Genomic DNA, 23,474 nt, shown 5'->3' on the forward strand with positions numbered 1-23,474 from the left:
CAAAAATTAACTTTCGTAGTACTCTTATAGTTGAACAAGTCAACTAAATGAATTACTGCTTGGTCACTCTTTAAGACTTGATATTTTTTGCCACCTAGGTGGCTGATATCGTCTTGTGAGTGCCCACACAGATTGTCTGATAAATTGTTAAAGAGCGTACGTTGCGAGACTTAACTCAGCGACGTGGGAGGCAGATAATACTCTTTCCCCCTGAAGAGTCAACCATTTTCTTTTACAAGATGCGGTGCTTTCACCGGGTTGATTCTTCCTAACTGGGCGACTTGGTTCTCGTTAGAGGAGTCGTTGTTCCCGGTCAGTGGAGGCGCATTATAGGGAGTTCTCAGAAGGCCGCAACCCCTAATTTCAAAAAACTTTCTGAATGCTTTCTTTTTGGTCTAAACGACTATTTAGCCCGCATTAGTGCGATTTTTTATACGATATTTGCCCAAAATCTTCAGCGAATTTAGCCACCTGCTGCCAGTCGGTATATTCGACTTCTTTACGGGTATCCGTTTCACCGCCGGTCATACGCATAATAAGTTGGATCATCACCTTGTCGAACCAGCGATAGCGCGGATAACGTAATGCGCCGGCGAAGACACCACACATTGCCGGCTCCCACGGTGACGCCAGCAGGAACTTACGCACATAGGCATTCGTCTGCGGCGTACGTTTCTCGGGTTTACGCGCGGTCAGGTTAACGCCGAAAAATGCCGACGGCATGTGGTTAAGGATACCGGCATGCTTTTTAACGAATTTATCCAGCACCGGATTAAAATGACCGTAACGTATAGAGGCACCGATCATGACCTGGTCATAGCTTTTCAGATCGACGCGCTCTGCATGAGCCAGATCGACCACATCGCAGCTGCACTTCTCTTTCAGCTCATTCGCTATATAAGAAGCGATAGCATGCGTTTGTCCGTCACGACTTGAATAGAGTATCAACGCTTTCATACTGGTTTCCCTTTCCTAAACTCATTCCCGCCAGAACGTCGGCGTGAACAGCACTAATAATGTGAACACTTCCAGACGACCAAATAACATGGTGACGATCAGGATCCATTTCGCCACCGAATTCATCGAAGCAAAGTTATCCGCCACTACCCCCAGGCCCGGCCCGAGGTTATTGAGTGTCGCAGTCACGGCGGCAAAAGCGGAGAAGTTATCCACGCCGGTCGCCACAATCGCCAGCATACTGACAATAAACACCAGCGCATAAGCGGAGAAGAAACCCCACACCGCTTCAATGATACGTTCCGGCAATGCGCGGTTACCCAATTTAATGGTGTAAACCGCATTCGGGTGAACCAGCCTTTTCAGCTCGCGTGAGCCCTGTAAGTAAAGCAACAGGATGCGGATCACTTTCAGGCCGCCACCGGTAGAACCGGCACAGCCACCGATAAAGGCAGAACATAATAGAAGAAGAGGCAGGAACAGCGGCCATTTGGAAATACTGTCCGTGGTATATCCCGCCGTGGTAGCCATGGAGACCACCTGGAAGAATGCCTGATTCAGCGTTTCCAGCCCTGAGCCGTAGGTATTGTGGATCCAGAGAATCACCGTACAGATGATCACCAGCGTGAACTGCACGCCGATAAACATACGGAATTCCGGGTCACGCCAGTACACCTTGAGATTTCGCCCGCTCAGCACCGCAAAGTGCAGACCATAGTTACAACCGGAGATCAGCAGGAAAACTGCCACAATGGTATTGATGGTTCCGCTGTGGAAATACCCGATGCTGGCGTCGTGCGTCGAGAAGCCGCCGATGGCGATAGTTGAGAAACTGTGGCTAATCGCATCAAAGACCGGCATGCCTGCGCCCCATAAGGACAGTGCACAGGCAATGGTCAGTAGCACATAAATAAGCCACAGCGTTTTGGCGGTTTCAGCGATTCGCGGGCGCATCTTGTTATCTTTCAGCGGCCCCGGCATTTCGGCACGATACAACTGCATCCCACCGACACCGAGTATGGGCAGAATCGCCACCGCGAGCACAATGATCCCCATCCCGCCGAACCACTGCAGCATCTGCCGGTAGAACAGGATGGCTTTCGGTAACGAATCCAGCCCGACCAGCGTAGTGGCGCCCGTGGTCGTCAGACCGGAGAAGGATTCAAAGAAAGCATCGGTAAGGGAAAGATTTGGCCGCTCGGAAAACAGAAAAGGTAGTGCCCCGACGCTGCCCAGCACCGTCCAGAACAGCACCACGATCAGGAAACCTTCCCGTGGCTTAAGCTCACTTTTTTGCTTCCGGTTTGGCAGCCAGAGCAGCAGGCCGATCACCAGCGCCACGAAGAAGGTCTGACTGAACGCACGCCCCGCACCATCGCGGTAAATTAAAGCGACCAGGCCGGGAATAATCATCGTTCCCGAGAAAAGGATGACGAGCACCCCCACAATGCGTGTTATGGCACGAAAATGCATGCTGGTGCGTTCCTCAGCGAATTAACCATAGAAAAATTTAAGAAACCGGACGCAGAATGAGCGTGCCACGGCTGATATCGAATAAGTGACTGACCGTTGCCGGCGCATCCGCCGCAGGCAACGCCAGAACGAGATCCACCGCAGCGCCAAACTCACTGCGTAAAATATGTCCGCCCACCTGCGAAAGCAGCGTTTCCACCAGCTGTAGCTGGCTGTAATCACACTGCACCGCGAACTCGGCCAGCGGCACCTTTTGCTGCACGATAAGTTGTTTTAATGCCTGCTGAACACCGCCACCGTAGGCTTTCACCAACCCGCCGGTGCCCAACATAATGCCGCCGTAATAACGCACCACGACGGCTGTGATCTCTCCCACCCCGCTTCCCATCAGCTGACTTAAGATGGGTTTACCGGCTGTGCCCGCCGGTTCGCCATCATCAGAAAAGCCCAGTTGCTGAGAATCATCCGGCGCGCCAGCCACAAACGCCCAGCAGTGATGTCGCGCTGCAGGGTGCTGATGTCTGACATCCTGAATAAAGGCTTTTGCGGCCTCAATCCCTTCCGTTCTCGCCAGCAAGGTGATGAAGCGGCTTTTCTTTATCTCTTCACTGAAACTGACTGGCTCAGCGGGGACGGAGTAAGGCTGCATCAGGCCAGCTTCAGGTCGCGTGTCATATTTTCGATACGGTTATCGTGGATGACAATATTGTCTTCGATACGGATACCGCCAAATGGCTTCATCGCATCGATACGATCCCAGGCAAAGTGCTTGCTGAACTGCCCTTCGCACCACGGTAACAGCAACGAATCGATGAAATACAGACCCGGCTCGATGGTCAGCACCATCCCCGGCTCCAGCATGCGGGTACAACGCAGATAAGGATATTGCGAAGGCGCGGCCAGATGTGTCCCCGTATCGTCCTGCATAAACCCGGCGACATCGTGAACCTGTAACCCCAGCGGATGCCCCAGACCATGCGGCAGGAAAGGCCCGGTCAGGTTCTGTTCCACCATGGCGTCTTCACTGATATCCACCACCAGCTTGTGCGCTTTCAATAATTTGGCGATGCGATGATGCATCTGAACATGATAGTCGGTATAGCGCACACCGGCTTTAATCGTATCGATCAACGCCAGTTCTTCGGTATTGAGATCTTTCACCAGCGCGGCAAAATCACTGTCAGGTTTGGCGGCATAGGTACGCGTCAGATCGGCGGCATAACCGTTGTATTCCGCACCGGCATCCAGCAGGAAACTGCGCATTTCGGCAGGCGGCTGATTATCGAGCGTGGTGTAGTGCAAAATGGACGCGTGTTCATTGAGCGCGACGATGTTGCTGTAAGGCACATCGGTATCACGGTGTCCGGTGGCGGTGAGATACGCCAGATTAATGTCGAACTCGCTCATGCCGGACAGGAAGGCTTCTTTCGCCGCACGATGTCCGCTGACGGCCACTTTCTGCGCTTCACGCATACAGGCCAGTTCATAATCTGTTTTGTAGGCACGATGATAATGCAGGAAATCCAGCACCGCTTTCGGGTTCACGTTCCCGGCAGGGATACCCATGCTGATCGCGCGATCCTGACTATAACCAATATATCCCACACGTTTGAGATCAACCGGCAACTGGCCTTTGATGTCATCGGCATTGGCCAGCGGCGTCAGGGAAATTTCTTTGGTCCAGAAGGACTCCGGCAGCGGCTCGTGGCTGTGCCAGTAATCCACCGGAGAATAGAACCACAGCTTCGGCGCATTCACGCCATCCACCCACAGCCAGCAGTTTGGCACCTGCGTGACCGGCACCCAGGCCTTGAACTGCGGGTTTACTTTGAAAGGATAACTGTGGTCATCAAGGAAGGTCGTCAGCAATTCACCGGAGTGAATCAGTAACGCATCAAGCTGAGAACGTTGCAGAATTTCACGGGCACGCGTCTGCAGCGTGGCGATATGTTCTTTATAAAGCGTAGTAAGCGATTCCATCCAACTGTCCTTTTTTCACCTGAAAGACGATGCAGCATCTTACCACAGCCTTACCGCGACCATAGTCCCCGAAGGTTTGTGATCTTGCCTGCAAATAAAACACATCTCATTTGCAAATTATTAACATAAAAACCACACTCCAAAGCATCTGGTCATACCAGATCATCCCCGATGATTCAGGAGAGACACATGCTCTACCAAGGCGAAACATTACACCTGCACTGGCTCGACGGCGGTATCGCGGAGCTGGTGTTTGATGCTCCAGGCTCGGTCAACAAACTCGACACCCAAACGGTCGCCAGCCTGGGCGAAGCGATTGCCGTACTTGAAAAGCAGTCTGAGCTGAAAGGCTTGCTGCTGAGTTCGGCCAAGCCGGCGTTCATCGTTGGCGCAGATATCACTGAATTCCTTTCTTTATTCAACGCACCCGCAGAAAAACTGCATGAGTGGCTGGACTTCGCCAACAGCATTTTTAACCGTCTGGAAGACCTGCCGGTGCCGACACTGTCTGCCATCAGCGGTTATGCGCTGGGCGGCGGTTGTGAATGTGTGCTGGCGACTGATTTTCGCATCAGCACCGCCGATGCCCGCATTGGCTTGCCGGAAACCAGCTTAGGCATTATGCCGGGCTTCGGCGGCTCGGTACGCCTGCCGCGTCTGATCGGCACCGACAGTGCGCTGGAAATTATCGCCGCCGGTAAAAATATCAGCGGGAAAGAGGCCCTGAAAATCGGGCTGGTGGATGCCGTTGTAGATGCCGACAAACTGCGCGATGCCGGTATTACCATGCTGAAAAACGCCGTCGACGGAAAACTGGACTGGCATAACCGCCGTGATCCGAAACGTCTGCCGCTGAAACTCAGCCAGATTGAAGCGGCGATGAGCTTCAGCGTTGCCAAAAGCATGGTCATGCAAAATGCCGGTAAACATTATCCGGCGCCAATGACTGCCGTGAAAACCATTGAAGCGGCGGCGCGTCTTGGCCGTGATGAAGCCCTGCAACTGGAAACCGCCAGCTTTGTGCCCCTCGCGCAATCCAAAGAAGCCCGCGCGCTGGTCAGCATTTTCCTCAACGATCAGTTTGTGAAAGGCAAAGCCAAAAAACTGGCTCACGGCAGTGATAAACCGACACAGGCTGCGGTACTGGGCGCAGGGATTATGGGCGGCGGGATCGCCTATCAGTCGGCGCTGAAAGGCGTGCCGGTGGTGATGAAAGACATCAACGACCAGTCGCTGACGCTCGGCATGAACGAAGCGGCCAAATTACTGAACAAACAACTCGAGCGCGGCAAACTCGACGGCATGGAGATGGCTAAAGTGCTGTCCACCATTCATCCGACGCTGGATTACACCGGCATTGAACGCGCCAGCGTGGTCGTTGAAGCCGTGGTAGAGAATCCAAAAGTCAAAGCTGCCGTTCTGGCGGAAGCGGAATCGCTGCTCGATGCCGATACCGTGCTGGCGTCGAATACCTCGACCATTCCCATCGATCAGCTGGCCTCCTCGCTGAAGCGTCCGGAAAACTTCTGCGGCATGCACTTCTTCAACCCGGTTCACCGGATGCCGCTGGTGGAGATCGTCCGTGGCGAAAAAACTTCAGACAAAACGATTTCACGCATCGTCTCCTACGCGCTGACCATGGGGAAAACGCCGGTCGTCGTCAATGACTGCCCGGGCTTCTTCGTTAACCGCGTGCTGTTCCCGTATTTCTCCGGTTTCAGCCTGTTACTGCGTGACGGTGCCGATTTCCGCCAGATCGACAAAGTGATGGAAAAACAGTTCGGCTGGCCGATGGGCCCGGCGTATCTGCTGGATGTGGTTGGTATCGACACCGCGCACCACGCACAAGCGGTGATGGCCGCCGGTTTCCCTGACCGTATGGCGCGGGATTACCGTGATGCCGTCGATGTGCTGTTTGATAACCGTCGTTTCGGCCAGAAGAATCAGCTCGGTTTTTACCGCTACAGTGAAGACAGCAAAGGCAAGCCGCGTAAGGACGTCGATGAACAGGCGATCAGCCTGCTGGCCGACAACCTGAAACCGGCACACGCGGATTTCTCACCGCAGGACATCATCGCCCGCATGATGATCCCGATGATTAACGAAGTGGTGCGCTGTTTTGAGGAAGGCATTATTGCCAGCCCGGCGGAAGCCGACATGGCGCTGGTGTACGGCATCGGTTTCCCTCCGTTCCACGGCGGTCCGTTCCGTTATCTCGATACCCTCGGCACCGCCGAATATCTGAAAATGACCGAACAGTACGCCCATCTGGGGCCGATGTATCAGGCACCGGCCGGGTTACGCGCCAAAGCGCAAACCAATGAAAGTTATTATCCGGTTGCGGCTCCGCTGGAAAACTTCAGCACCGGTAATCAGGCATAAGGACCGAAATCATGGAAAACGTAGTCATTGTTGACGCAGTCCGCACGCCAATGGGCCGTTCGAAAGGCGGTGCATTCCGCCACGTCAGGGCTGAAGATCTCTCCGCACATCTGATGCGCGCCGTGCTGGCCCGCAATCCGGCGCTGAACGCCAAAGAGATTGATGATATTTACTGGGGCTGTGTGCAGCAGACGCTGGAACAAGGCTTCAACATAGCCCGCAACGCCGCATTGCTGGCGGAAATCCCGCACAGTGTCCCGGCGACCACCGTTAACCGCCTGTGTGGTTCTTCCATGCAGGCACTGCACGACGCAGCGCGCGCCATTATGGTCGGCGATGCGCAGGTCAGCCTGATCGGCGGCGTGGAACATATGGGCCATGTGCCGATGAATCACGGCGTCGATTTTCATCCCGGCCTGAGCAAAACTGTGGCCAAAGCAGCGGGGATGATGGGACTGACCGCTGAAATGCTGGCGAAAATGCACCAGATCAGCCGTGAAATGCAGGATGAATTCGCCGCACGTTCACACCAGCGTGCCCATGCGGCCACCATCGCGGGGCATTTCGCCAATGAAATCGTGGCAACCGAAGGCCATAACGCCGACGGCGTGCTGACCCGTTATGATTTCGACGAAGTGATCCGCCCGGAAACTACAGTCGCCACGCTGGCGGCCTTGCGTCCGGCCTTCGATCCGGTGAACGGCACGGTCACGGCGGGGACGTCCTCGGCGCTGTCCGACGGCGCATCAGCGATGTTGCTGATGAGCGAATCCCGCGCGGCGTCGTTAGGTCTGAAAGCCCGCGCCCGCATCCGTGCGATGGCGGTGGTCGGCTGCGACCCGTCGATCATGGGTTATGGTCCGGTTCCTGCAACGCGTCTGGCACTGAAACGCGCCGGACTGAGCGTGCAGGACATCGGCCTGTTCGAACTGAACGAAGCCTTTGCCGCACAGGCGTTGCCTTGTGTGAAAGACCTGGGACTGCTGGAAAGCATGGAAGATCGCGTCAACCTGAACGGGGGCGCCATCGCGCTCGGTCACCCGCTCGGCTGTTCCGGCTCGCGCATTTCCACCACCTTGCTGAACCTGATGGAACGCCGCGATGTCCAGTTTGGCGTTGCGACCATGTGTATCGGTTTAGGTCAGGGCATCGCGACCGTTTTCGAACGCGTCTGACCCTCCCTTTCTGCAAAAACAAAAAAGCGGGCATTCAGCCCGCTTTGATCAATCTGTCTTACCCGTTTTAGTTGCCGTTTTCCCGCCTGTCAGGGGCGGGCTTTTTCGTTGTTCAATCAGATGAACGAGAAGGCATCACCAAACAAACGATCTTCCAGCGCACCGCGTTCCGCGACAAAACGTTCACGGGCGATTTTAGCCATCTCAAAACGACCGGCGATATAAATATCGTGTTCAGCCAGTGAGGAGAAATCCTGTAAAACCGCGCTCAGCACGGTGCCGCTCCTGCCCTGCCAGCCGTCTTCCGGCTGTTCAACCACCGGAATCACTTTCAGGTTCGGGTGATTGATGCTTATCGCTTCCAGCTCAGACAGATCATACAAATGCTTCAGCTCACGGCCGCCCCAGTAAATGGAGATGTCGCGGTGAGGTTGCTGTTCGAGCGCGGTGATCAGAATGGAACGTACGTAAGAGAACCCGGTTCCCCCCGCAATCAGCACCAGCGGACGTTCGCCGTCTTCCCGCAGCCAGGCATCGCCGTGAGGAATATCCACGGTGATCGCCTGTTCTTTCAGGATGCGATCCATTACCGCCATCGCGTACAGATTCAGTTCAGACGCGCCAATGTGCAGCTCAATCACATTATGTTGAGCAGGCGTGGAGGCCAGTGAGAACGGACGCTTGTCGCGCTCATCCATCACTACCATCAGATACTGACCCGCGCGGAACGAGAAAGGCGCTTCCGGAACCAGCCGGACCCGATACACCGTATCGGTTATCGCCTCAACCGAGGTCACTTTACAGCTCAATGTTGTCATGCGTTCCCTCTGTGGGTCGTCAAATCAAAGCGTAGGACAAAGGTTCGATTATTTTTTCACATCGTCTTTATCATTAAGAATAGCGAGTTCATCCCAAATAGCGTCGATACGCGCGGTGACTTCCGGATCTTTCACAATCGGACGCCCCCATTCACGCTGCGTTTCACCCGGCCATTTGTTGGTCGCATCCATCCCCATTTTTGAGCCGAGGCCCGACACCGGGGAGGCGAAATCGAGATAATCAATCGGCGTATTTTCTACCAGAACCGTATCCCGCGCGGGATCCATCCGGGTAGTAATCGCCCAAATCACGTCGTTCCAGTCGCGGGCATTCACGTCGTCGTCGCACACAATCACAAACTTGGTGTACATGAACTGACGCAGGAATGACCAGACGCCCATCATCACGCGCTTCGCGTGACCGGCATACTGCTTCTTCATGGTAACGACAGCCAGACGGTAGGAGCAACCCTCCGGCGGCAGATAGAAATCAACAATTTCCGGAAACTGCTTTTTCAGAATCGGCACAAACACTTCATTCAGCGCCACCCCCAGTACCGCAGGTTCATCCGGCGGACGTCCGGTGTAGGTGGAATGATAGATAGCGTCTTTCCGCTGCGTCATGTGTGTAATGGTGAACACCGGGAAACTGTCCACTTCATTATAGTAGCCGGTATGGTCGCCATAAGGGCCTTCCGGCGCCATTTCGCCCGGTTCGATATACCCTTCCAGCACAATTTCGGCGCTGGCAGGCACTTCCAGATCGTTTGAAATACACTTCGCCACTTCCGTTTTATTGCCGCGCAACAATCCGGCGAAAGCATATTCAGAAAGCGTATCAGGCACCGGCGTCACTGCACCCAAAATGGTGGCCGGATCGGCGCCCAGAGCCACGGAAACCGGAAAACGTTGCCCCGGATTCTGCTGGCACCACTCCTGGAAATCCAGCGCGCCGCCGCGATGGGACAACCAGCGCATGATGACTTTATTTTTGCCCAGCACCTGCTGGCGATAAATGCCCAGATTCTGACGCGGCTTGTTCGGGCCACGGGTGACGGTCAGCCCCCAGGTGATCAGCGGCGCGGCATCTTCCGGCCAGCACTGCATCACCGGAATTTTAGTGATATCGACCGCATCACCTTCCCAGATCTGCTGCTGACAAGGCGCGGAGTGCAGCACCTTGGTCGGCATATTCAGCACCTGTTTAAACTTCGGCGCTTTGTCGTATAAATCGCGAAAACCGCGCGGCGGCTCAGGCTCTTTCAGAAACGCCAGCAATTCACCGACTTCACGCAACGCACTGACGTCCTCTTTTCCCATGCCCATCGCCACACGCTGAGGTGTGCCGAACAGATTGCACAGAACCGGCATGTCGTAGCCTTTTGGATTTTCGAACAAAAGCGCCGGGCCGCCTGCACGCAGGGTACGATCGGCAATTTCGGTCATTTCCAGATAAGGATCGACTTCCTGGCTAATGCGTTTCAGTTGGCCTCTCTGTTCGAGTAACGAGAGGAAGTCACGTAAATCACGGTATTTCATGCTGATTCTGAGTCGCCGGGTTGAAGGAGGGCATTATAGAGCCTCTCCGGGGTTGTTGCTGCCTTTTTGTTATCAGCAGGTTTGTTATTAGTAAACAATCTCTCATAACGAAAAAGCAGTATAACCGTCAGCCCCGGTATTTCTGGACTGACGGTGCGGAAGTGATATTGAGCCACTCATCACAGGCAGTTAAAAGGCACCAGAGACTGAATCGCCTGAGTATCCTGATATTCCTGCGTTTCCTGTCCGTGACGGAAAACTTTAAAGCCCTGATCTTTAGCACTGAAGTAACTCAGATCATTGCCGGACACCTGCAACAAGCTGCCTTCACGCAGGGCAATCACCGATTCGGACGGATTGACCGCACAGAATTCCGCAATACGCTCGTCACGGGTTTCTCCCATATGACCGCTTAAATGCGCGTCAATGTAGTGCGGATTGATTTGCACCGGGAACAGCCCGATCGACGGCAGAACCACTGAGTTGCGAACCGGCATATCATTAGTGGTGCGGATACTTGGCGTCGCCACGTTACAGCCCGCGCTCCAGCCAATATACGGCACATTACGCTCACGCACGGCGCGCTGGATGGGCACGATCAGGCTGTTTTCATGCAGCATCTGATTGAGCATCCAGGTATTACCACCACTGATCAGAATACATTGCGCGCTGGCAATGGCGTCTGCCGGGTTTTCTGCGTGATGAATGCTGCTGACGTCAATGCCCAGCACATCTGAAAGCTCTTTCGCACGGGCATCATAATCACTGCGGATCAGGGCGTAAGGGATCAGAACCGCAGAGGTGATCTTGCGTGCCTGCAACAGGGTCTGGATACGGGCTTTCGCGTAGCCCAGTAATTCTGATTCACCTGAGAGCTTACCGTTACTCAGTAAGAACAACTCCATGAGACTTCTCCTGATAAAATAAGACTAATAGAGGGGATAAGAACGCGCTTTTCTCCGATAATAAAAGATAACGGGCCGACAGTCTGCACAGACTTGCACTGTCTGTATCTCATGAGCGGCTTTTGGTATGCTGCCCCGCTCGACGCTTTTATGTGGGAAACTATGGAATCCTGGTATTTACTCTATTGCAAACGTGGTCAGCTTCTTCGCGCAAAGGAACATCTTGAGCGCCAGCACGTTAACTGTCTGACGCCGATGATCACATTGGAGAAGTTAGTGCGCGGACGCCGTACAGCCGTCAGCGAGCCATTGTTCCCGAATTACATGTTCATCGAGTTTGACCCCGAGCGGATCCACACCACGACGATCAACGCGACGCGTGGCGTCAGCCACTTCATCCGCTTTGGCGCGAAACTGGCGACGGTACAGCCGGACGTGATTAAACAACTGATGGAACCGCCATCGGTCGAAGTACGTGATCCTGAGACGCCGTATGAAGGCGATGCTGTGGTGATCACTGACGGGATATTTGCCGGTATCGAAGCGATTTATACCGAACCGGACGGCGAGGCACGGTCGCTGCTGATGCTGAACCTCATCAATCAGCCGGTTCGCCAGAGCATCGAAAATACGCACTTTCAGAAACTCTGACCGGCCTTTCCGGTCAGTGAAAAAGACAAAGGCACCTTCAGCGGTGCCTTTTTTACGGGTTTCAGTTGCGGACGGGCAACGCAAAAAGTCTGCGCGCATTGTCATCCGTGGTATCCGCCAGCCAATGTGGATCCTCACCGCGCCACAGCGCCACCTGCTTCACGATATGCGGAAGGAAAGCCGGTTCATTGCGGCGGTTTTTCGGTTTATTTTCCATATCACGTGGCAGTAAGTACGGGGCATCGGTTTCCAGCATCAGCCTGTCCGCCGGGATCAGCGGCAACATTTCACGCAGTTCCAGTCCGCGACGCTCATCGCACACCCAGCCGGTAATACCGATCGACAACCCGAGCGACAGGTAGAGCTCCAGCTCCTGTCGGGTACCGGTGAAACAGTGCACCACGCCGCCCGGTAAATCAGACAGCCAGGGTTTCAGCAAGGCCGCGAAACGCTCACCGGCATCGCGACAGTGCAGAAATACCGGCAACTGCAATGCTTTCGCCAATGCAAGCTGCGCCGTGAAAGCGGCTTCCTGAAGATCTGCCGGAGAAAAGTTACGATTGAAATCCAGCCCGCACTCACCGATGGCGACCACATGGGGCAATCCGGCCAGCTGCCGGATACTCTCTTCCACCTGCGCATTCCAGTCGCTCGCCTGATGCGGATGCACACCCGCCGTAGACCAGCAAAAATCAGGATGTTCAGACGCCATTTTCTGCGCATCCACACTTTCCTGCGCTGACGTGCCGGTGATCAACATCCCGCTCAGACCGGCAGCTCTGGCTCTTTCCACCACTTGCGGACGGTCTTTATCAAACTGATTGCTGGTGAGATTAATACCAATTTCAAACATGGGAAGTCCTGAAACAGAAACCGCCCAAACAAGGGCGGTTTTTAAAAACGAAAGATTTTTTACGCAGGCTGATCCGGATCGGTCTCGTTATCGACATCCGACCGGCGGCGACCTCCGACATAGAAACGGGCAAAGAACACGCCGATTTCAAACAAGAGATACATCGGAATGGCCAGCAACGTCTGCGAGAAAACATCCGGCGGCGTTAACAACATCCCGACCACAAAAGCCCCGACCAGTACATAAGGACGTTTCTTTTTCAGGTCTTCCGGCGTTGTCACCCCACTCCAGCACAGCAACACAATGGCGATAGGCACTTCGAAAGACACACCAAATGCCATAAACAGCGCCATCACGAAATCGAGATAGTTGTTAATGTCTGTGGCGATCTGTACGCCAGCCGGTGCCGTTTTCGCAAAGAAAGCAAATGCCAGCGGGAACACCACGAAGTAAGCAAACGCCACACCGAGATAGAACAATGCCGAGCTTGAGAACAGCAGCGGCATCATCAGACGGCGTTCATGCTTGTACAGCGCCGGTGCCACAAATGCCCAGACCTGATACAAAATGAAGGGCGCAGACACAAACACCGACACAATCATGGTCAGCTTGATAGGCGTAAAGAACGGCGACGCGACGTCAGTCGCAATCATGCTCGCGCCCAGCGGCATTTGCTTAATCAGCGGTGAAGCCACCAGCTGGTAGATATCATTCGCAAAATAAACCAGCGCTAAAAACACCACAATGATGCAGATAATGGCATTCAGCAGACGCTTACGCAGCTCAATCAAATGGCTGATAAGAGGTTGAGTATCTTCAACGGCCATGTTTAGCGCTCACCTGTCGTTTGAGTTGATGAAGCCGGTTTAACCGGTACTGCGGGTTCAGCAACAGGTGCTTCAACAGCTGCGGTTTTCACCGCCGGTGTAACCTCAACAGCAGCATCAGCAGCGGATTCGGACGTTTTTTCCAGCGTCACGGCCGCAGCATGTGCCGTTTTATTCGATGCCAGCGCGGCATCCTCCGCACTTTGCGGCGCCGTTGCCAGTGCAGAAACCACGTTATCCGCTTTGGCCGGCGACACTCCCGCATCGTGATGCGCTTCCGCCTCATCCAGAACCGGATTGTGAATGGTATTACCTTCCGCTTTGGCTTCTTCCACCGCTTTCTCAGCAGGATTCAATCCTGAATTGATCGACTGTTTCATGGATTCTGCCGCTTCCTTCAACTCGTCCATAGACGCTTTGATTTCTGGCGTAAGGTTCTTCAGACCGGATTCTTCCGCTTTCTTCAGGCTATCCTGCAGTTCCTGAAGTTTAAGTTCCTGCGACAATTCGCTCTGAACCGACGCGGCCATGGCACGAAGCGTACGGATCCAGCCTGCTACTGTTCTGACTGCTACAGGTAAACGCTCCGGCCCGAGGACAACCAGGCCAATCACCAATACCAGCAGCAGTTCACTAAATCCAATATCGAACACGGCTTATACCTGCTCTTTGTTTTGGCTCTTGGTGTCTTCTGCTTTCGCTTCTGGCTTGCTCTCAACAGACTTCGCTACAAAATCAGCATCGGTTGGAGAAATGTCAGCGTCTTTGTTTTTTGGCTGGCTGTCGTCGTCACTCATGGCCTTTTTGAAGCCCTTGATGGACGCACCCAGATCAGAACCCAGACCACGCAGTTTCTTCGTACCGAACAGCAGCACCACAAGAACAACGAGAATCAGGATTTTTGTAATACTAATACCACCCATTATTTTCACCTCAATAGGAAGGAACGACATTCATTGCCGTTCGCAAACGGCATTCAATATACAGCAAATGTTTAGCTGGCGCGTTTCCAGCCAATTAACCAGGAAACGACACCTGCGGCCATCAGGCACGCCGGATACACTTCGACGCCGCCTAACAGTAAGAGAGTTCCGCTCAACAGGAGCGTCGCACCAATACCCAGAAGATAACGGGACTGCCCCTGACGGGATCCCTGGTTATGGATCTGGGAGGAAAGCTTCTCAATGTTGTATTGCATCAGCTTGTGCTGATGCAGGCTCTGATAAACCAGATCGGGCAATTCAGGCATTTTCTCAAGCCAGAACGGCGCACGTTCTTTCAGCGCACGGATCATCGCCGGTAAACCGACCTGATCGCGAACCCAGCTTTCGAGGAAAGGTTTCGCCGTCGTCCACAAATCCAGTTGAGGATAAAGCTGACGTCCCAGGCCTTCAACATACAACAGTGTTTTTTGCAGCAACACCAGCTGAGGCTGGACTTCCATATTAAAACGGCGAGCCGTATTAAACAGGTTTAACAAAACGTTACCGAAGGAAATTTCCGCCAGCGGCTTCTCAAAAATCGGCTCACACACCGTACGGATCGCAAATTCGAATTCTTCAACGTTGGTATCGCGAGGAACCCAACCGGAATCAACATGCAGTTCAGCCACTTTGCGGTAATCGCGATTAAAGAATGCGATGAAATTCTCCGCCAGATAGCGCTTGTCTTCCTTATTGAGCGAACCCACTATGCCGCAATCGATCCCAATGTAGCAAGGGTCTTCAGGCGTTTCGTAGCTCACGAAAATGTTGCCCGGATGCATATCTGCATGGAAGAAACTGTCGCGGAAAACCTGAGTGAAGAAAACCTGCACCCCGCGTTCCGCCAGCAATTTCATATTGGTGCCCTGTTTTTTCAGCGCCTCAATATCAGAAACCGGGATGCCGTAAATGCGTTCCATCACCATCAGACGCTCACTGCAGTAGTCCGGATACACTTCCGGCACATACAGCATCGGGCTGCCTTCAAAGTTACGGCGAAGCTGAATTGCATTGGCGGCTTCGCGCAGCAGATTCAGCTCATCCAGCAGCGTTTTCTCGTATTCACGCACCACTTCACGCGGACGTAAACGGCGACCATCCGGCAACAGGATCGGTAACCAGCCCGCCAGTCGCGACATCAGGCGAATATCCGCCACGATGGTCGGTAAAATATCCGGACGGATCACTTTCAGCACCACCGGTTTACCGTTCTCTTTCAGGATTGCCGTGTGAACCTGAGCAATCGACGCAGAAGCCAGCGGCGTCTGATCGAATTCATCAAACCAGTTTTCCAGCGGGCCGCCGAGCGCGGAGTCAATTTGCTGACGGGCTTTCGCGCCATCAAATGGCGGAACATGGTCCTGAAGCAGAGCAAGCTGATCGGCAATTTGCGGAGGGAAGAGATCACGTCGTGTGGACATCATCTGACCGAACTTGATCCAGACAGGCCCAAGCTCTTCCAGCGCCATACGCATGCGCTCACCCAGCGGCTTTTCTTTATGACGATTAGGTAACCAGAAAAAAAGATAACGACCAATGCGCAGCGGCAGCGTTAAGCGGATTTTAGGGATCAGTTCGTCAAGGCCGTAGATCAGAAACATGCGGATAATCAGGTATAAACGTCGCATTTCCCTAGGCGTCACGGGTTGTCCTCCAGTTTTTCGATACGTTTATCCAGCGCATCCAGCTCCCGCACAAGGGCAGAAACCTCATCGCTAAACCAGACAACTTCCAGCGGACCGGGTGCCATTTTCCACTCTTCGGTCAGTGTTTGCGCCACATAGCTCTGCTGATGCTTCAGCCCTTTTTGCAGAAAGCGGAAACCGCCCTGCACGGCCTGACTCAACCCCTGAGCCGCGATATCACCGATATAAGGCGCGAGGAATTCTGCTGGCTCAAACTCTGCCATCTCCAGCAATGACGTAAACTGCTGAACAACGGAGATATCGCCGTCAACCACCAGCTCGCCACTGCGCATCAGTGGCGACAATTGCTGACGATCACGCAATTTATACAGCACGGAAAGCGTGGAAGTGACGGTGCAGTCAGTTGCCCCGTCCCATTGCCCGAGCACATCAATTTTCTGCTCACTGAACACAAAGGTCAGCGGGGCACTCAGTTCCTGCAATTCGACACGCAAAACTTTACCGGCCAGACGTGTCCGTGCCGCCTTCATGCTGCGATCTCTGAAAAGCAGATAATTAAGCGGCGTCTCGATTGCAGCAGTCAGTAACGGCGTTAACAACATCGGCATACTCATATCAGAATTTGAAACCCCGATGCAAAGCCACAATGCCGCCGGTCAGATTGTGATACGTCACATTTTCAAAACCCGCATCCGCCATCATGCCTTTCAGCGTTTCCTGATCCGGATGCATACGGATTGATTCGGCCAGATAACGGTAACTTTCTGCGTCCTGCGCAACCAGTTCACCAATACGCGGCAGAATGTGGAAGGAATAGGTGTCGTAGGCTTTGCTCAGCGGTTTCAGAACAGGTTTGGAGAATTCCAGTACCAGCAGACGACCGCCTGGCTTGAGCACACGGAACATCGAACGCAGCGCCTTCTCTTTTTCAGTCACGTTACGCAGACCGAAAGAAATGGTGATGCAGTCAAAATAGTTATCAGGGAAAGGAAGGGCTTCGGCATTTGCCTGAACGTAGCTGACATTACCCACGATGCCGAGATTACGCAGCTTCTCGCGGCCCATCTTCAGCATGGAATCGTTGATATCGGCCAGAACGACTTCGCCTTTCTCACCCACCAGACGGGAGAATTTTGCGGTCAGATCGCCTGTACCACCGGCCAGATCGAGCACACGTTGTCCCTGACGGACGCCGCTGCAATCAATCGTGAAGCGTTTCCAGATGCGATGAATACCGAAAGACATCAGGTCATTCATCAAATCGTATTTTGCGGCCACGGAATGGAAGACTTCTGCCACCATTTCCTGTTTTTCATCTTTGGCTACTGTACGAAAACCAAAATGGGTGGTTTCCGGCGTCTGCTTTTCCATTTTATATGCCTGCTTTTTCAGTCGAACTCTTGGGGAGAAGTGTATCAGAACCCGCTCGAAAGCCCCATCACCGATGGTGATTCAACATATTGCAAAGATTCATATGTTGAATCACAAATACAGTGCGGGTCTTCCCCGACCGGCTATGCCTGGCCAGCAGAATTAAACTCACCCGGGTTCAGCGTCTGTTCTTCTTCCGCATCAGAGGTATCGGGCAGAGATGCGGTGTCTTCAGGTTCGTTTTCCGCTTTCGCAATCTCAGCCAGTGACGGGCTGATCGGTCGTTTAACTTCAACACCCAGTGCGCGGAAACTTTCCACCTGCCCGATAAGATTACCACGGCCTTGCGAGAGTTTATTCATCGCGGATCGATAACTTCCCTGCGCTTTGTCGAGACTTTGCCCCATCGACTCCATGTCATCGACAAACAACCGCAGTTTGTCATACAAACGGGCAGCGCGATCGGCAATACGTTTGGCATTCTGGCTCTGATGTTCGTAGCGCCACAGGTTGCTGATAGTGCGTAACGCCACCAGTAAGGTCGTCGGGCTGACCAGCATAATATTGTGGCGGAGTGCTTCGCTGATCAATTCGGGCTCCCGGTCGATTGCCAGCAGAAAAGCAGGCTCAACAGGGATAAACATCAGCACATAATCGAGGCTGCGCAGGCCGGGAAGTTGCTGATAGTCTTTACGCCCCAGCAGACGGATATGACCGCGCACCGACGCAATGTGTTCATTGAGCGCCGCTTCGCGCTCGCTGTCGTCTTCACTGTTGAAATAGCGTTCGTAGGCGACCAGCGTCATTTTGGCGTCGATCACCACGTCTTTATTCTGCGGTAATCTCACCACCACATCGGGTTGCATCCGGCTGTTGCTGTCTACCTGCACGCTGACCTGCGTCTGATATTCATACCCTTCCCGCAAACCGGACGCTTCCAGGACGCGGCTGAGCACCACCTCGCCCCAGTTACCCTGCGTTTTATTGTCGCCTTTCAGGGCCTTGGTCAGGTTGACGGCTTCACGCGCCATCTCCACATTCAGCTGTTGCAGATTACGGATTTCGTGCGCCAGCGTATGCCGCTCACGGGCCTCCTGTCCGAAGCTGTCCTGCACCTGACGGCGGAACCCGTCGAGTTGCTCGCGCAGCGGTAGCAGTAATTTATCGAGGCTTTGTTTGTTCTGTTCGTCGGCACGGCGGCCATTTTGCTCGAAAATCCGGTTAGCCAGATTTTCAAACTGGCTGCTCAGGCGCTGTTCGCTGTTGATCAGCAAACGTTGTTTATCTTCAGCGGCCATGCGGGTTTCATCCAGACGGGTGGAAACCTCACGTAATTCTGCTTCCTGCGCGCTGTTGATTTCCCGCTGCGCACGGAGTTCCTGATTCAGTTGCTCACACTCGTTTTGCCAGTGCGCCAGCAGCTGTAATTTTTCCTGACTGGCGGCCTGCAGGCTGTGCAACTTTCTGAGCTCCAGCTCTGCCTCGCGCATTTGCTGCTGAGCCAGTTGCCGCTCATTTTTATGCGTGTCATTTTCCGCTTTGGCTTGTTCCAGCGATTGCTCCAGCAAACGATGCTGCGTTTCATACTCCGTCTGCTGTTGCTGTAGTCGCAAACTTGCGATCAGCCAGCCCACCAGTAAGCTCGTTAACCCCGCCCCCAGGGCTGTCAGAATGCTGATATCCACGCGATTTCCCTCTTAAAGTCTCTTGCGGCCAAGGTAATGTCATGCTGTATGGATGTCCAGTCTATTTTCTGTTGCATTGAGCCTTTGCGAGACGTCTTCCAAAAGGGAATTTCTTTGCCGTTACCCTCTTGCCGCGGTCAGCCACAGGGAGCAGGATTCAAAACCAGCGGCTCAGCCACTGAATGCCGAAAGCACCGGGTGCCAGAATGCCAAACGCCCAGATCAGCGCAGAGGTGACATTGGCAATCTGGAAATATTTCTGTGGCATACCACAGATACCGGCCACCAGCGGCACAACGGCGCGCAGCGGGCCGAAGAAACGGCCGATAAACGCACCCGGCATGCCCCATTTTTCAAAGAACGCATGTCCGCGAACCAACATCTGCGGATGGCGGGAGAAAGGCCAGAAGTGACCAACGCGATCCTGATAATGTGCGCCCACCCAGTAGGAAAGCCAGTCGCCGAAGAAAGCCCCCGCAGCGGCGGCGGCACAGACGGGCCAGAAAGGAATGCCGGTTTCGCCAATCAGCGCACCCAGCCCTAATAAGATAAACGTCGCAGGAAGCAACAGGGAAAGAAATGCCAGAGACTCACCAAAAGCCAGAAAGAAAACGATGGGTGCAGCCCACACCTGATGCGCACGGATAAAGGTCGTGGTGTACTCAAGAAGGTCATGAACAGTCAAAAATACAGTTCCTTTTGTCAGGGATACGAAGCCGGAATGCATCAATTATTCCAGATGTATTACTAACATGACCTTAACAGATCTGCTTAACAGGACAAAAAAATGGGCCGCCAGCGGCAGCCCATCACTATGATGTAGTTTCTTTATAATCCGATCCTTTCCCTAAATCATTCGAGTTGCAGGAAGACGGCAACCGAACGAATCCCGATGAGCTGACATTAGTCAGTGATTCGGGTTCGCGAGAGCAGCCAACGCACCTGCGGCTCGAAGGATGACGGGAAATCAGATAAGTCGGCGAGCCGCTTCTACAACAATCTTCACCGCATGGCTTTCGGTCTTCTTCATGGTTTCCGCATTAGGGATTTCCTGCTGCGTACGGTTCACGATGACACCGGCCACCATCCCGGCGCGCAGGCCCTGGCTTGCACACATGGTCAGCAAGGTTGCAGATTCCATTTCGTAGTTCATGACGCCCATTTCCTGCCACTCTTTCATCGATTCTTTGAAGCGACGGACAACGCGGCCGGAGAAGGTGTCATAACGTTCCTGACCCGGATAGAAGGTGTCAGAAGAGGCGGTAACGCCAATATGAGTGGCGGCGCCCACGGCTTCAGCCGCAGCAACCAGCGCGGTGGTACAGGCAAAATCGGCCACGGCCGGGAATTCCATCGGCGCAAAGTGCAGGCTCGCGCCATCAAGGCGAACGGCAGCAGTTGTCACCAGAACGTCGCCCACATTGATGTGTGGCTGGATCGCCCCTGTGGTACCGACACGCAGGAAGGTACGAATCCCCAGCTGAGCCAGTTCTTCCACCGCGATAGAGGTTGAAGGGCCACCAATACCGGTTGAGCAAACAATCACAGATTTGCCATCAAGCTCAGCACGCCATGAGGTAAATTCGCGGTGGGAAGCCAGACGAACCGGATTTTCCATCAGTTTGGCAATTTTTTCCACGCGCTCAGGATCGCCGGGCACAATCGCCAGCGTCGCGCCGTTTAAATCTTTTTTGGCCAGGCCAAGGTGGAAAACTTCAGGCTGAGACATAACAAACTCCTCTGTGTGTAAGGTCATTTATTGGCAGGAGGAACACCCGGCAACTGTACTGAACATTGTGACGTTATTTCGTGACGACCGTCACTATGATGTAACAACAAGAATTGCGCATACATTTAATTTGTGACAAGCATCACAAATTAACAGGCGATTGCGGAAAGAATAAACAGGCAACCTCCTTTGCGAAGGTTGCCTGTTTTTCAGTTAACGCGGAACACAATCAGGCAGGGACGGCTTCTGCCGCCGCGCTGCGCGACCAGATCCGGTGTTTATGCATGTCTTCGAGGAAGGTTTTCAGTAATGCGCCTTCGGCTTTTTCGCCTTCGACAACGCCTTCTTCCGGCACATCATCCGTCAGCCCAAGAAGTGATTTGAAGCGGCGCGCATCACCACTTAACCCGATGACTTTCAGATGCTTATAGGCTTCAAGCAGATAATGCCGCGCATCACCGTTCATCAGTAACGCATCGATATGCCCGTGCGGAACAATGACGGCATCGACGGAAATGGAAGGCGCACCGGCAAAGGTGGCATCAACCGGCAAGGATGATCCGTCATCGGCCGTCACATTCCCCATATGACTGCCAAGCAGTTTCGGATGCACACCGGCAGCCTGAAGCGCCTGCAAGGTTTCCAGAACATCTGCTGCATTCACGCCTTCACCCAGCAATATCGCCACCTGACGCCCTTTGATCGTGCCTTTACCGCTGGCATACAGGCTCAGCGACGGATCGTTTTTCAGGCCATTCACGGGCTTCGGTGGTTTGATTTTCAGGGTATCGGCCGACAACGTAATACCCAGATTTTTCGCCACTTTCTGCGCCAGTTCCTGATCAACATGCGCCAGCAGATCCACAACCCGCTCGCGGATATAAGGTCGCACGACTTTTGACAGTTCAAAGGAGAAGGCGCCGACAATATGATCCTGCTCCGTCGTGGTCTGACTCAGCCAGAACAGACGCGGGTGGGCGTAATACTCGGCAAAGGACGGGCTGCGCTGGCGGATTTTCTCTGCATCCACCCGTTCCGGATAGCTTTCAAAGCCGCCGCCGGACGCTGCGGGAGGCGTTTCCCTCGGCCAGTTATTGTTGATGGAGTTCGGCTCATAGTTCGCCGGATTAGTATCCACATCCTGCCGGTGCATGCCGTCACGCTGGAAGTTGTGGTAAGGGCAGGTCGGACGGTTAATCGGAATTTCATGGAAATTCGGCCCGCCCAGACGGCTGATTTGCGTATCCGTGTAAGAGAACAGACGCCCCTGTAACAGCGGATCATTGGTGAAATCAATGCCGGGCACGATATGCCCCGGATGGAATGCGGCCTGCTCAGTTTCGGCAAAGAAATTATCGGGATTACGGTTAAGCACCATTTTGCCAATCAACTCCACCGGCACCAGTTTTTCCGGGATCAGCTTGGTCGGGTCGAGCAGGTCGAAATCAAATTTGAACTCGTCTTCTTCGGAGATCAGCTGAACCCCCAGTTCGTATTCCGGGTAATCCCCCGCTTCGATGGCTTCCCACAAATCACGGCGGTGGAAATCGGCATCCTTCCCGGCCAGTTTCTGTGCCTCATCCCATAACAGCGAGGCTTTTCCGGCCACCGGTTTCCAGTGGAAGCGGACAAACGTGGCTTTTCCTTCAGCATTCACGAAGCGGAACGTATGGATACCAAACCCTTCCATTGTGCGGTAACTGCGCGGAATGCCGCGGTCAGACATCGCCCAGAAAATGTTATGCAAGGTTTCCGGTTGCAGGGAAACGTAATCCCATAAGGAATCATGCGCACTCGCGCCCTGCGGAATTTCGTTGTGCGGCTCGGGTTTGACCGCATGCACAAAGTCCGGGAATTTATGCGCATCCTGAATAAAGAACACCGGCGTATTGTTGCCCACCAGATCATAAATCCCTTCATCCGTGTAAAATTTGGTCGCCCAGCCGCGGATATCACGGACGGTATCTGCCGAACCACGGGAGCCTTGTACGGTAGAAAAGCGCACAAAGACCGGCGTTTTCTTTTCGGGATCGGAAAGGAAACTGGCTTTGGTGACGTCTTTCATATTGCGGTATGGCTGGAAGTAGCCATGTGCCGCTGCGCCGCGCGCATGAACGATACGCTCAGGAATGCGTTCGTGGTCAAAGTGGGTGATTTTCTCGCGCAGAATGAAATCTTCGAGCAGTGTCGGGCCACGGCTTCCGGTTTTCAGCGAATTTTGATCATCAGAAATTTTGGTGCCCTGATTGGTGGTCAGCGGCTGTTTTTCACCGTGTTTACGATGACGTTCCAGAGCATCAAGTTTGGCATTGGTATTTTTCGGACTTTTGGCACTGCCGGAAGCCGTGGGCTCTTTTCCCGGCGGCGTCGGCTGAGGCGAAGGCTGATAAGCGCGATCATCGGGCGCCAGATCGCCAAGCCCTGGTTGTGAAGACTCAATGCCCGTGGCGGGGGCGCGGCTTACCGGTTTTGGCTCACTTTTCTTGTTCACTTTTGATGG

General features: G+C 53.8%; 20 protein-coding genes and 1 pseudogene. 3 read left to right on the forward strand and 18 right to left on the reverse strand.

Going from position 1 to position 23,474, the window contains the following annotated elements; all coding sequences use genetic code 11:
- Positions 1–417: 417 nt before the first annotated feature.
- Genes hemG through pepQ form a run of 4 tightly spaced genes read right to left on the reverse strand, consistent with a single transcriptional unit; the run spans position 418 to position 4,410 of the window.
- Entirely contained in the window at positions 418–957 is a 540-nt protein-coding gene (hemG, locus tag EDF78_RS22990) for a menaquinone-dependent protoporphyrinogen IX dehydrogenase (RefSeq protein ID WP_119825654.1), read from the reverse strand.
- 21 nt (positions 958–978) lie between these two features.
- Positions 979–2,430, reverse strand: coding sequence for a Trk system potassium transporter TrkH (trkH, locus tag EDF78_RS22995; protein WP_095924278.1), 1,452 nt, complete (start codon positions 2,428–2,430; stop codon positions 979–981).
- A 37-nt stretch (positions 2,431–2,467) separates the two neighbouring features.
- Complete coding sequence (locus EDF78_RS23000; RefSeq protein ID WP_133823971.1) at positions 2,468–3,079, reverse strand: IMPACT family protein; 612 nt, start codon at positions 3,077–3,079, stop codon at positions 2,468–2,470.
- Positions 3,079–4,410, reverse strand: coding sequence for a Xaa-Pro dipeptidase (gene pepQ, locus EDF78_RS23005; RefSeq protein ID WP_133823972.1), 1,332 nt, complete (start codon positions 4,408–4,410; stop codon positions 3,079–3,081). The genes EDF78_RS23000 and pepQ overlap by 1 nt, the downstream gene beginning before the upstream one ends.
- Before the next feature lie 189 nt (positions 4,411–4,599).
- Here pepQ and fadB point away from each other — a divergent pair, with 189 nt between their 5' ends.
- The gene (fadB, locus tag EDF78_RS23010; RefSeq protein ID WP_133823973.1) at positions 4,600–6,792 is read left to right on the forward strand and encodes a fatty acid oxidation complex subunit alpha FadB; all 2,193 of its coding nucleotides are present in this window, start codon (positions 4,600–4,602) and stop codon (positions 6,790–6,792) included.
- 11 nt (positions 6,793–6,803) lie between these two features.
- A complete protein-coding gene (gene fadA / locus EDF78_RS23015; RefSeq protein ID WP_131694086.1) occupies positions 6,804–7,967 on the forward strand; it encodes an acetyl-CoA C-acyltransferase FadA in 1,164 nt (387 codons plus the stop codon).
- A 116-nt stretch (positions 7,968–8,083) separates the two neighbouring features.
- On the opposite strand, the gene fre is transcribed toward fadA, so the two are convergent.
- From fre to pepE, 3 genes are all read right to left on the reverse strand, one after another.
- Positions 8,084–8,785 carry an NAD(P)H-flavin reductase gene (fre, locus tag EDF78_RS23020; RefSeq protein WP_095924273.1) on the reverse strand — a complete coding sequence of 234 codons (702 nt, stop codon included), beginning with the start codon at positions 8,783–8,785 and terminating at the stop codon, positions 8,084–8,086.
- A gap of 48 nt (positions 8,786–8,833) precedes the next feature.
- Positions 8,834–10,324, reverse strand: coding sequence for a 4-hydroxy-3-polyprenylbenzoate decarboxylase (ubiD, locus tag EDF78_RS23025; RefSeq protein ID WP_133823974.1), 1,491 nt, complete (start codon positions 10,322–10,324; stop codon positions 8,834–8,836).
- Positions 10,325–10,503: 179 nt separating this feature from the next.
- The gene (pepE, locus tag EDF78_RS23030; RefSeq protein WP_095924271.1) at positions 10,504–11,229 is read right to left on the reverse strand and encodes a dipeptidase PepE; all 726 of its coding nucleotides are present in this window, start codon (positions 11,227–11,229) and stop codon (positions 10,504–10,506) included.
- 162 nt (positions 11,230–11,391) lie between these two features.
- Here pepE and rfaH point away from each other — a divergent pair, with 162 nt between their 5' ends.
- On the forward strand, positions 11,392–11,880 hold the full coding sequence (gene rfaH / locus EDF78_RS23035; RefSeq protein WP_195818158.1) for a transcription/translation regulatory transformer protein RfaH: 489 nt from the start codon (positions 11,392–11,394) through the stop codon (positions 11,878–11,880).
- 61 nt (positions 11,881–11,941) lie between these two features.
- Here the strand turns inward: rfaH and tatD are convergent, their stop codons facing one another.
- From tatD to katE, 11 genes and pseudogenes are all read right to left on the reverse strand, one after another.
- A complete protein-coding gene (gene tatD, locus EDF78_RS23040) occupies positions 11,942–12,733 on the reverse strand; it encodes a 3'-5' ssDNA/RNA exonuclease TatD (RefSeq protein ID WP_133823975.1) in 792 nt (263 codons plus the stop codon).
- A 59-nt stretch (positions 12,734–12,792) separates the two neighbouring features.
- Positions 12,793–13,560: a Sec-independent protein translocase subunit TatC gene (tatC, locus tag EDF78_RS23045; protein ID WP_013577431.1), complete on the reverse strand. Its 768-nt coding sequence runs from the start codon at positions 13,558–13,560 to the stop codon at positions 12,793–12,795.
- Positions 13,561–13,766: 206 nt separating this feature from the next.
- Positions 13,767–14,213, reverse strand: a pseudogene (gene tatB, locus EDF78_RS23050) (Sec-independent protein translocase protein TatB); the annotation flags it as partial.
- 3 nt (positions 14,214–14,216) lie between these two features.
- Positions 14,217–14,483 (reverse strand): Sec-independent protein translocase subunit TatA, encoded by a 267-nt coding sequence (tatA, locus tag EDF78_RS23055; protein ID WP_095925255.1) that lies wholly within the window; start codon positions 14,481–14,483, stop codon positions 14,217–14,219.
- A 71-nt stretch (positions 14,484–14,554) separates the two neighbouring features.
- A complete protein-coding gene (ubiB, locus tag EDF78_RS23060; protein ID WP_095924267.1) occupies positions 14,555–16,186 on the reverse strand; it encodes a ubiquinone biosynthesis regulatory protein kinase UbiB in 1,632 nt (543 codons plus the stop codon).
- A complete protein-coding gene (locus EDF78_RS23065) occupies positions 16,183–16,791 on the reverse strand; it encodes an SCP2 domain-containing protein (RefSeq protein WP_131694093.1) in 609 nt (202 codons plus the stop codon). Before EDF78_RS23065 ends, ubiB begins: the two co-directional genes overlap by 4 nt.
- A 13-nt stretch (positions 16,792–16,804) precedes the next feature.
- Positions 16,805–17,560: a bifunctional demethylmenaquinone methyltransferase/2-methoxy-6-polyprenyl-1,4-benzoquinol methylase UbiE gene (gene ubiE / locus EDF78_RS23070; protein ID WP_095924266.1), complete on the reverse strand. Its 756-nt coding sequence runs from the start codon at positions 17,558–17,560 to the stop codon at positions 16,805–16,807.
- A gap of 143 nt (positions 17,561–17,703) precedes the next feature.
- A complete protein-coding gene (gene rmuC, locus EDF78_RS23075) occupies positions 17,704–19,245 on the reverse strand; it encodes a DNA recombination protein RmuC (RefSeq protein ID WP_133823977.1) in 1,542 nt (513 codons plus the stop codon).
- Positions 19,246–19,402: 157 nt separating this feature from the next.
- Positions 19,403–19,930: a DedA family protein gene (locus EDF78_RS23080; protein WP_095925253.1), complete on the reverse strand. Its 528-nt coding sequence runs from the start codon at positions 19,928–19,930 to the stop codon at positions 19,403–19,405.
- A 282-nt stretch (positions 19,931–20,212) separates the two neighbouring features.
- On the reverse strand, positions 20,213–20,974 hold the full coding sequence (gene udp, locus EDF78_RS23085; protein ID WP_095924264.1) for a uridine phosphorylase: 762 nt from the start codon (positions 20,972–20,974) through the stop codon (positions 20,213–20,215).
- A 229-nt stretch (positions 20,975–21,203) separates the two neighbouring features.
- Positions 21,204–23,465 (reverse strand): catalase HPII, encoded by a 2,262-nt coding sequence (katE, locus tag EDF78_RS23090; RefSeq protein WP_133824008.1) that lies wholly within the window; start codon positions 23,463–23,465, stop codon positions 21,204–21,206.
- Positions 23,466–23,474 lie beyond the last annotated feature (9 nt).

This window comes from Rahnella sp. BIGb0236 (genome assembly GCF_004364755.1).
GTDB lineage: Bacteria > Pseudomonadota > Gammaproteobacteria > Enterobacterales > Enterobacteriaceae > Rahnella > Rahnella victoriana.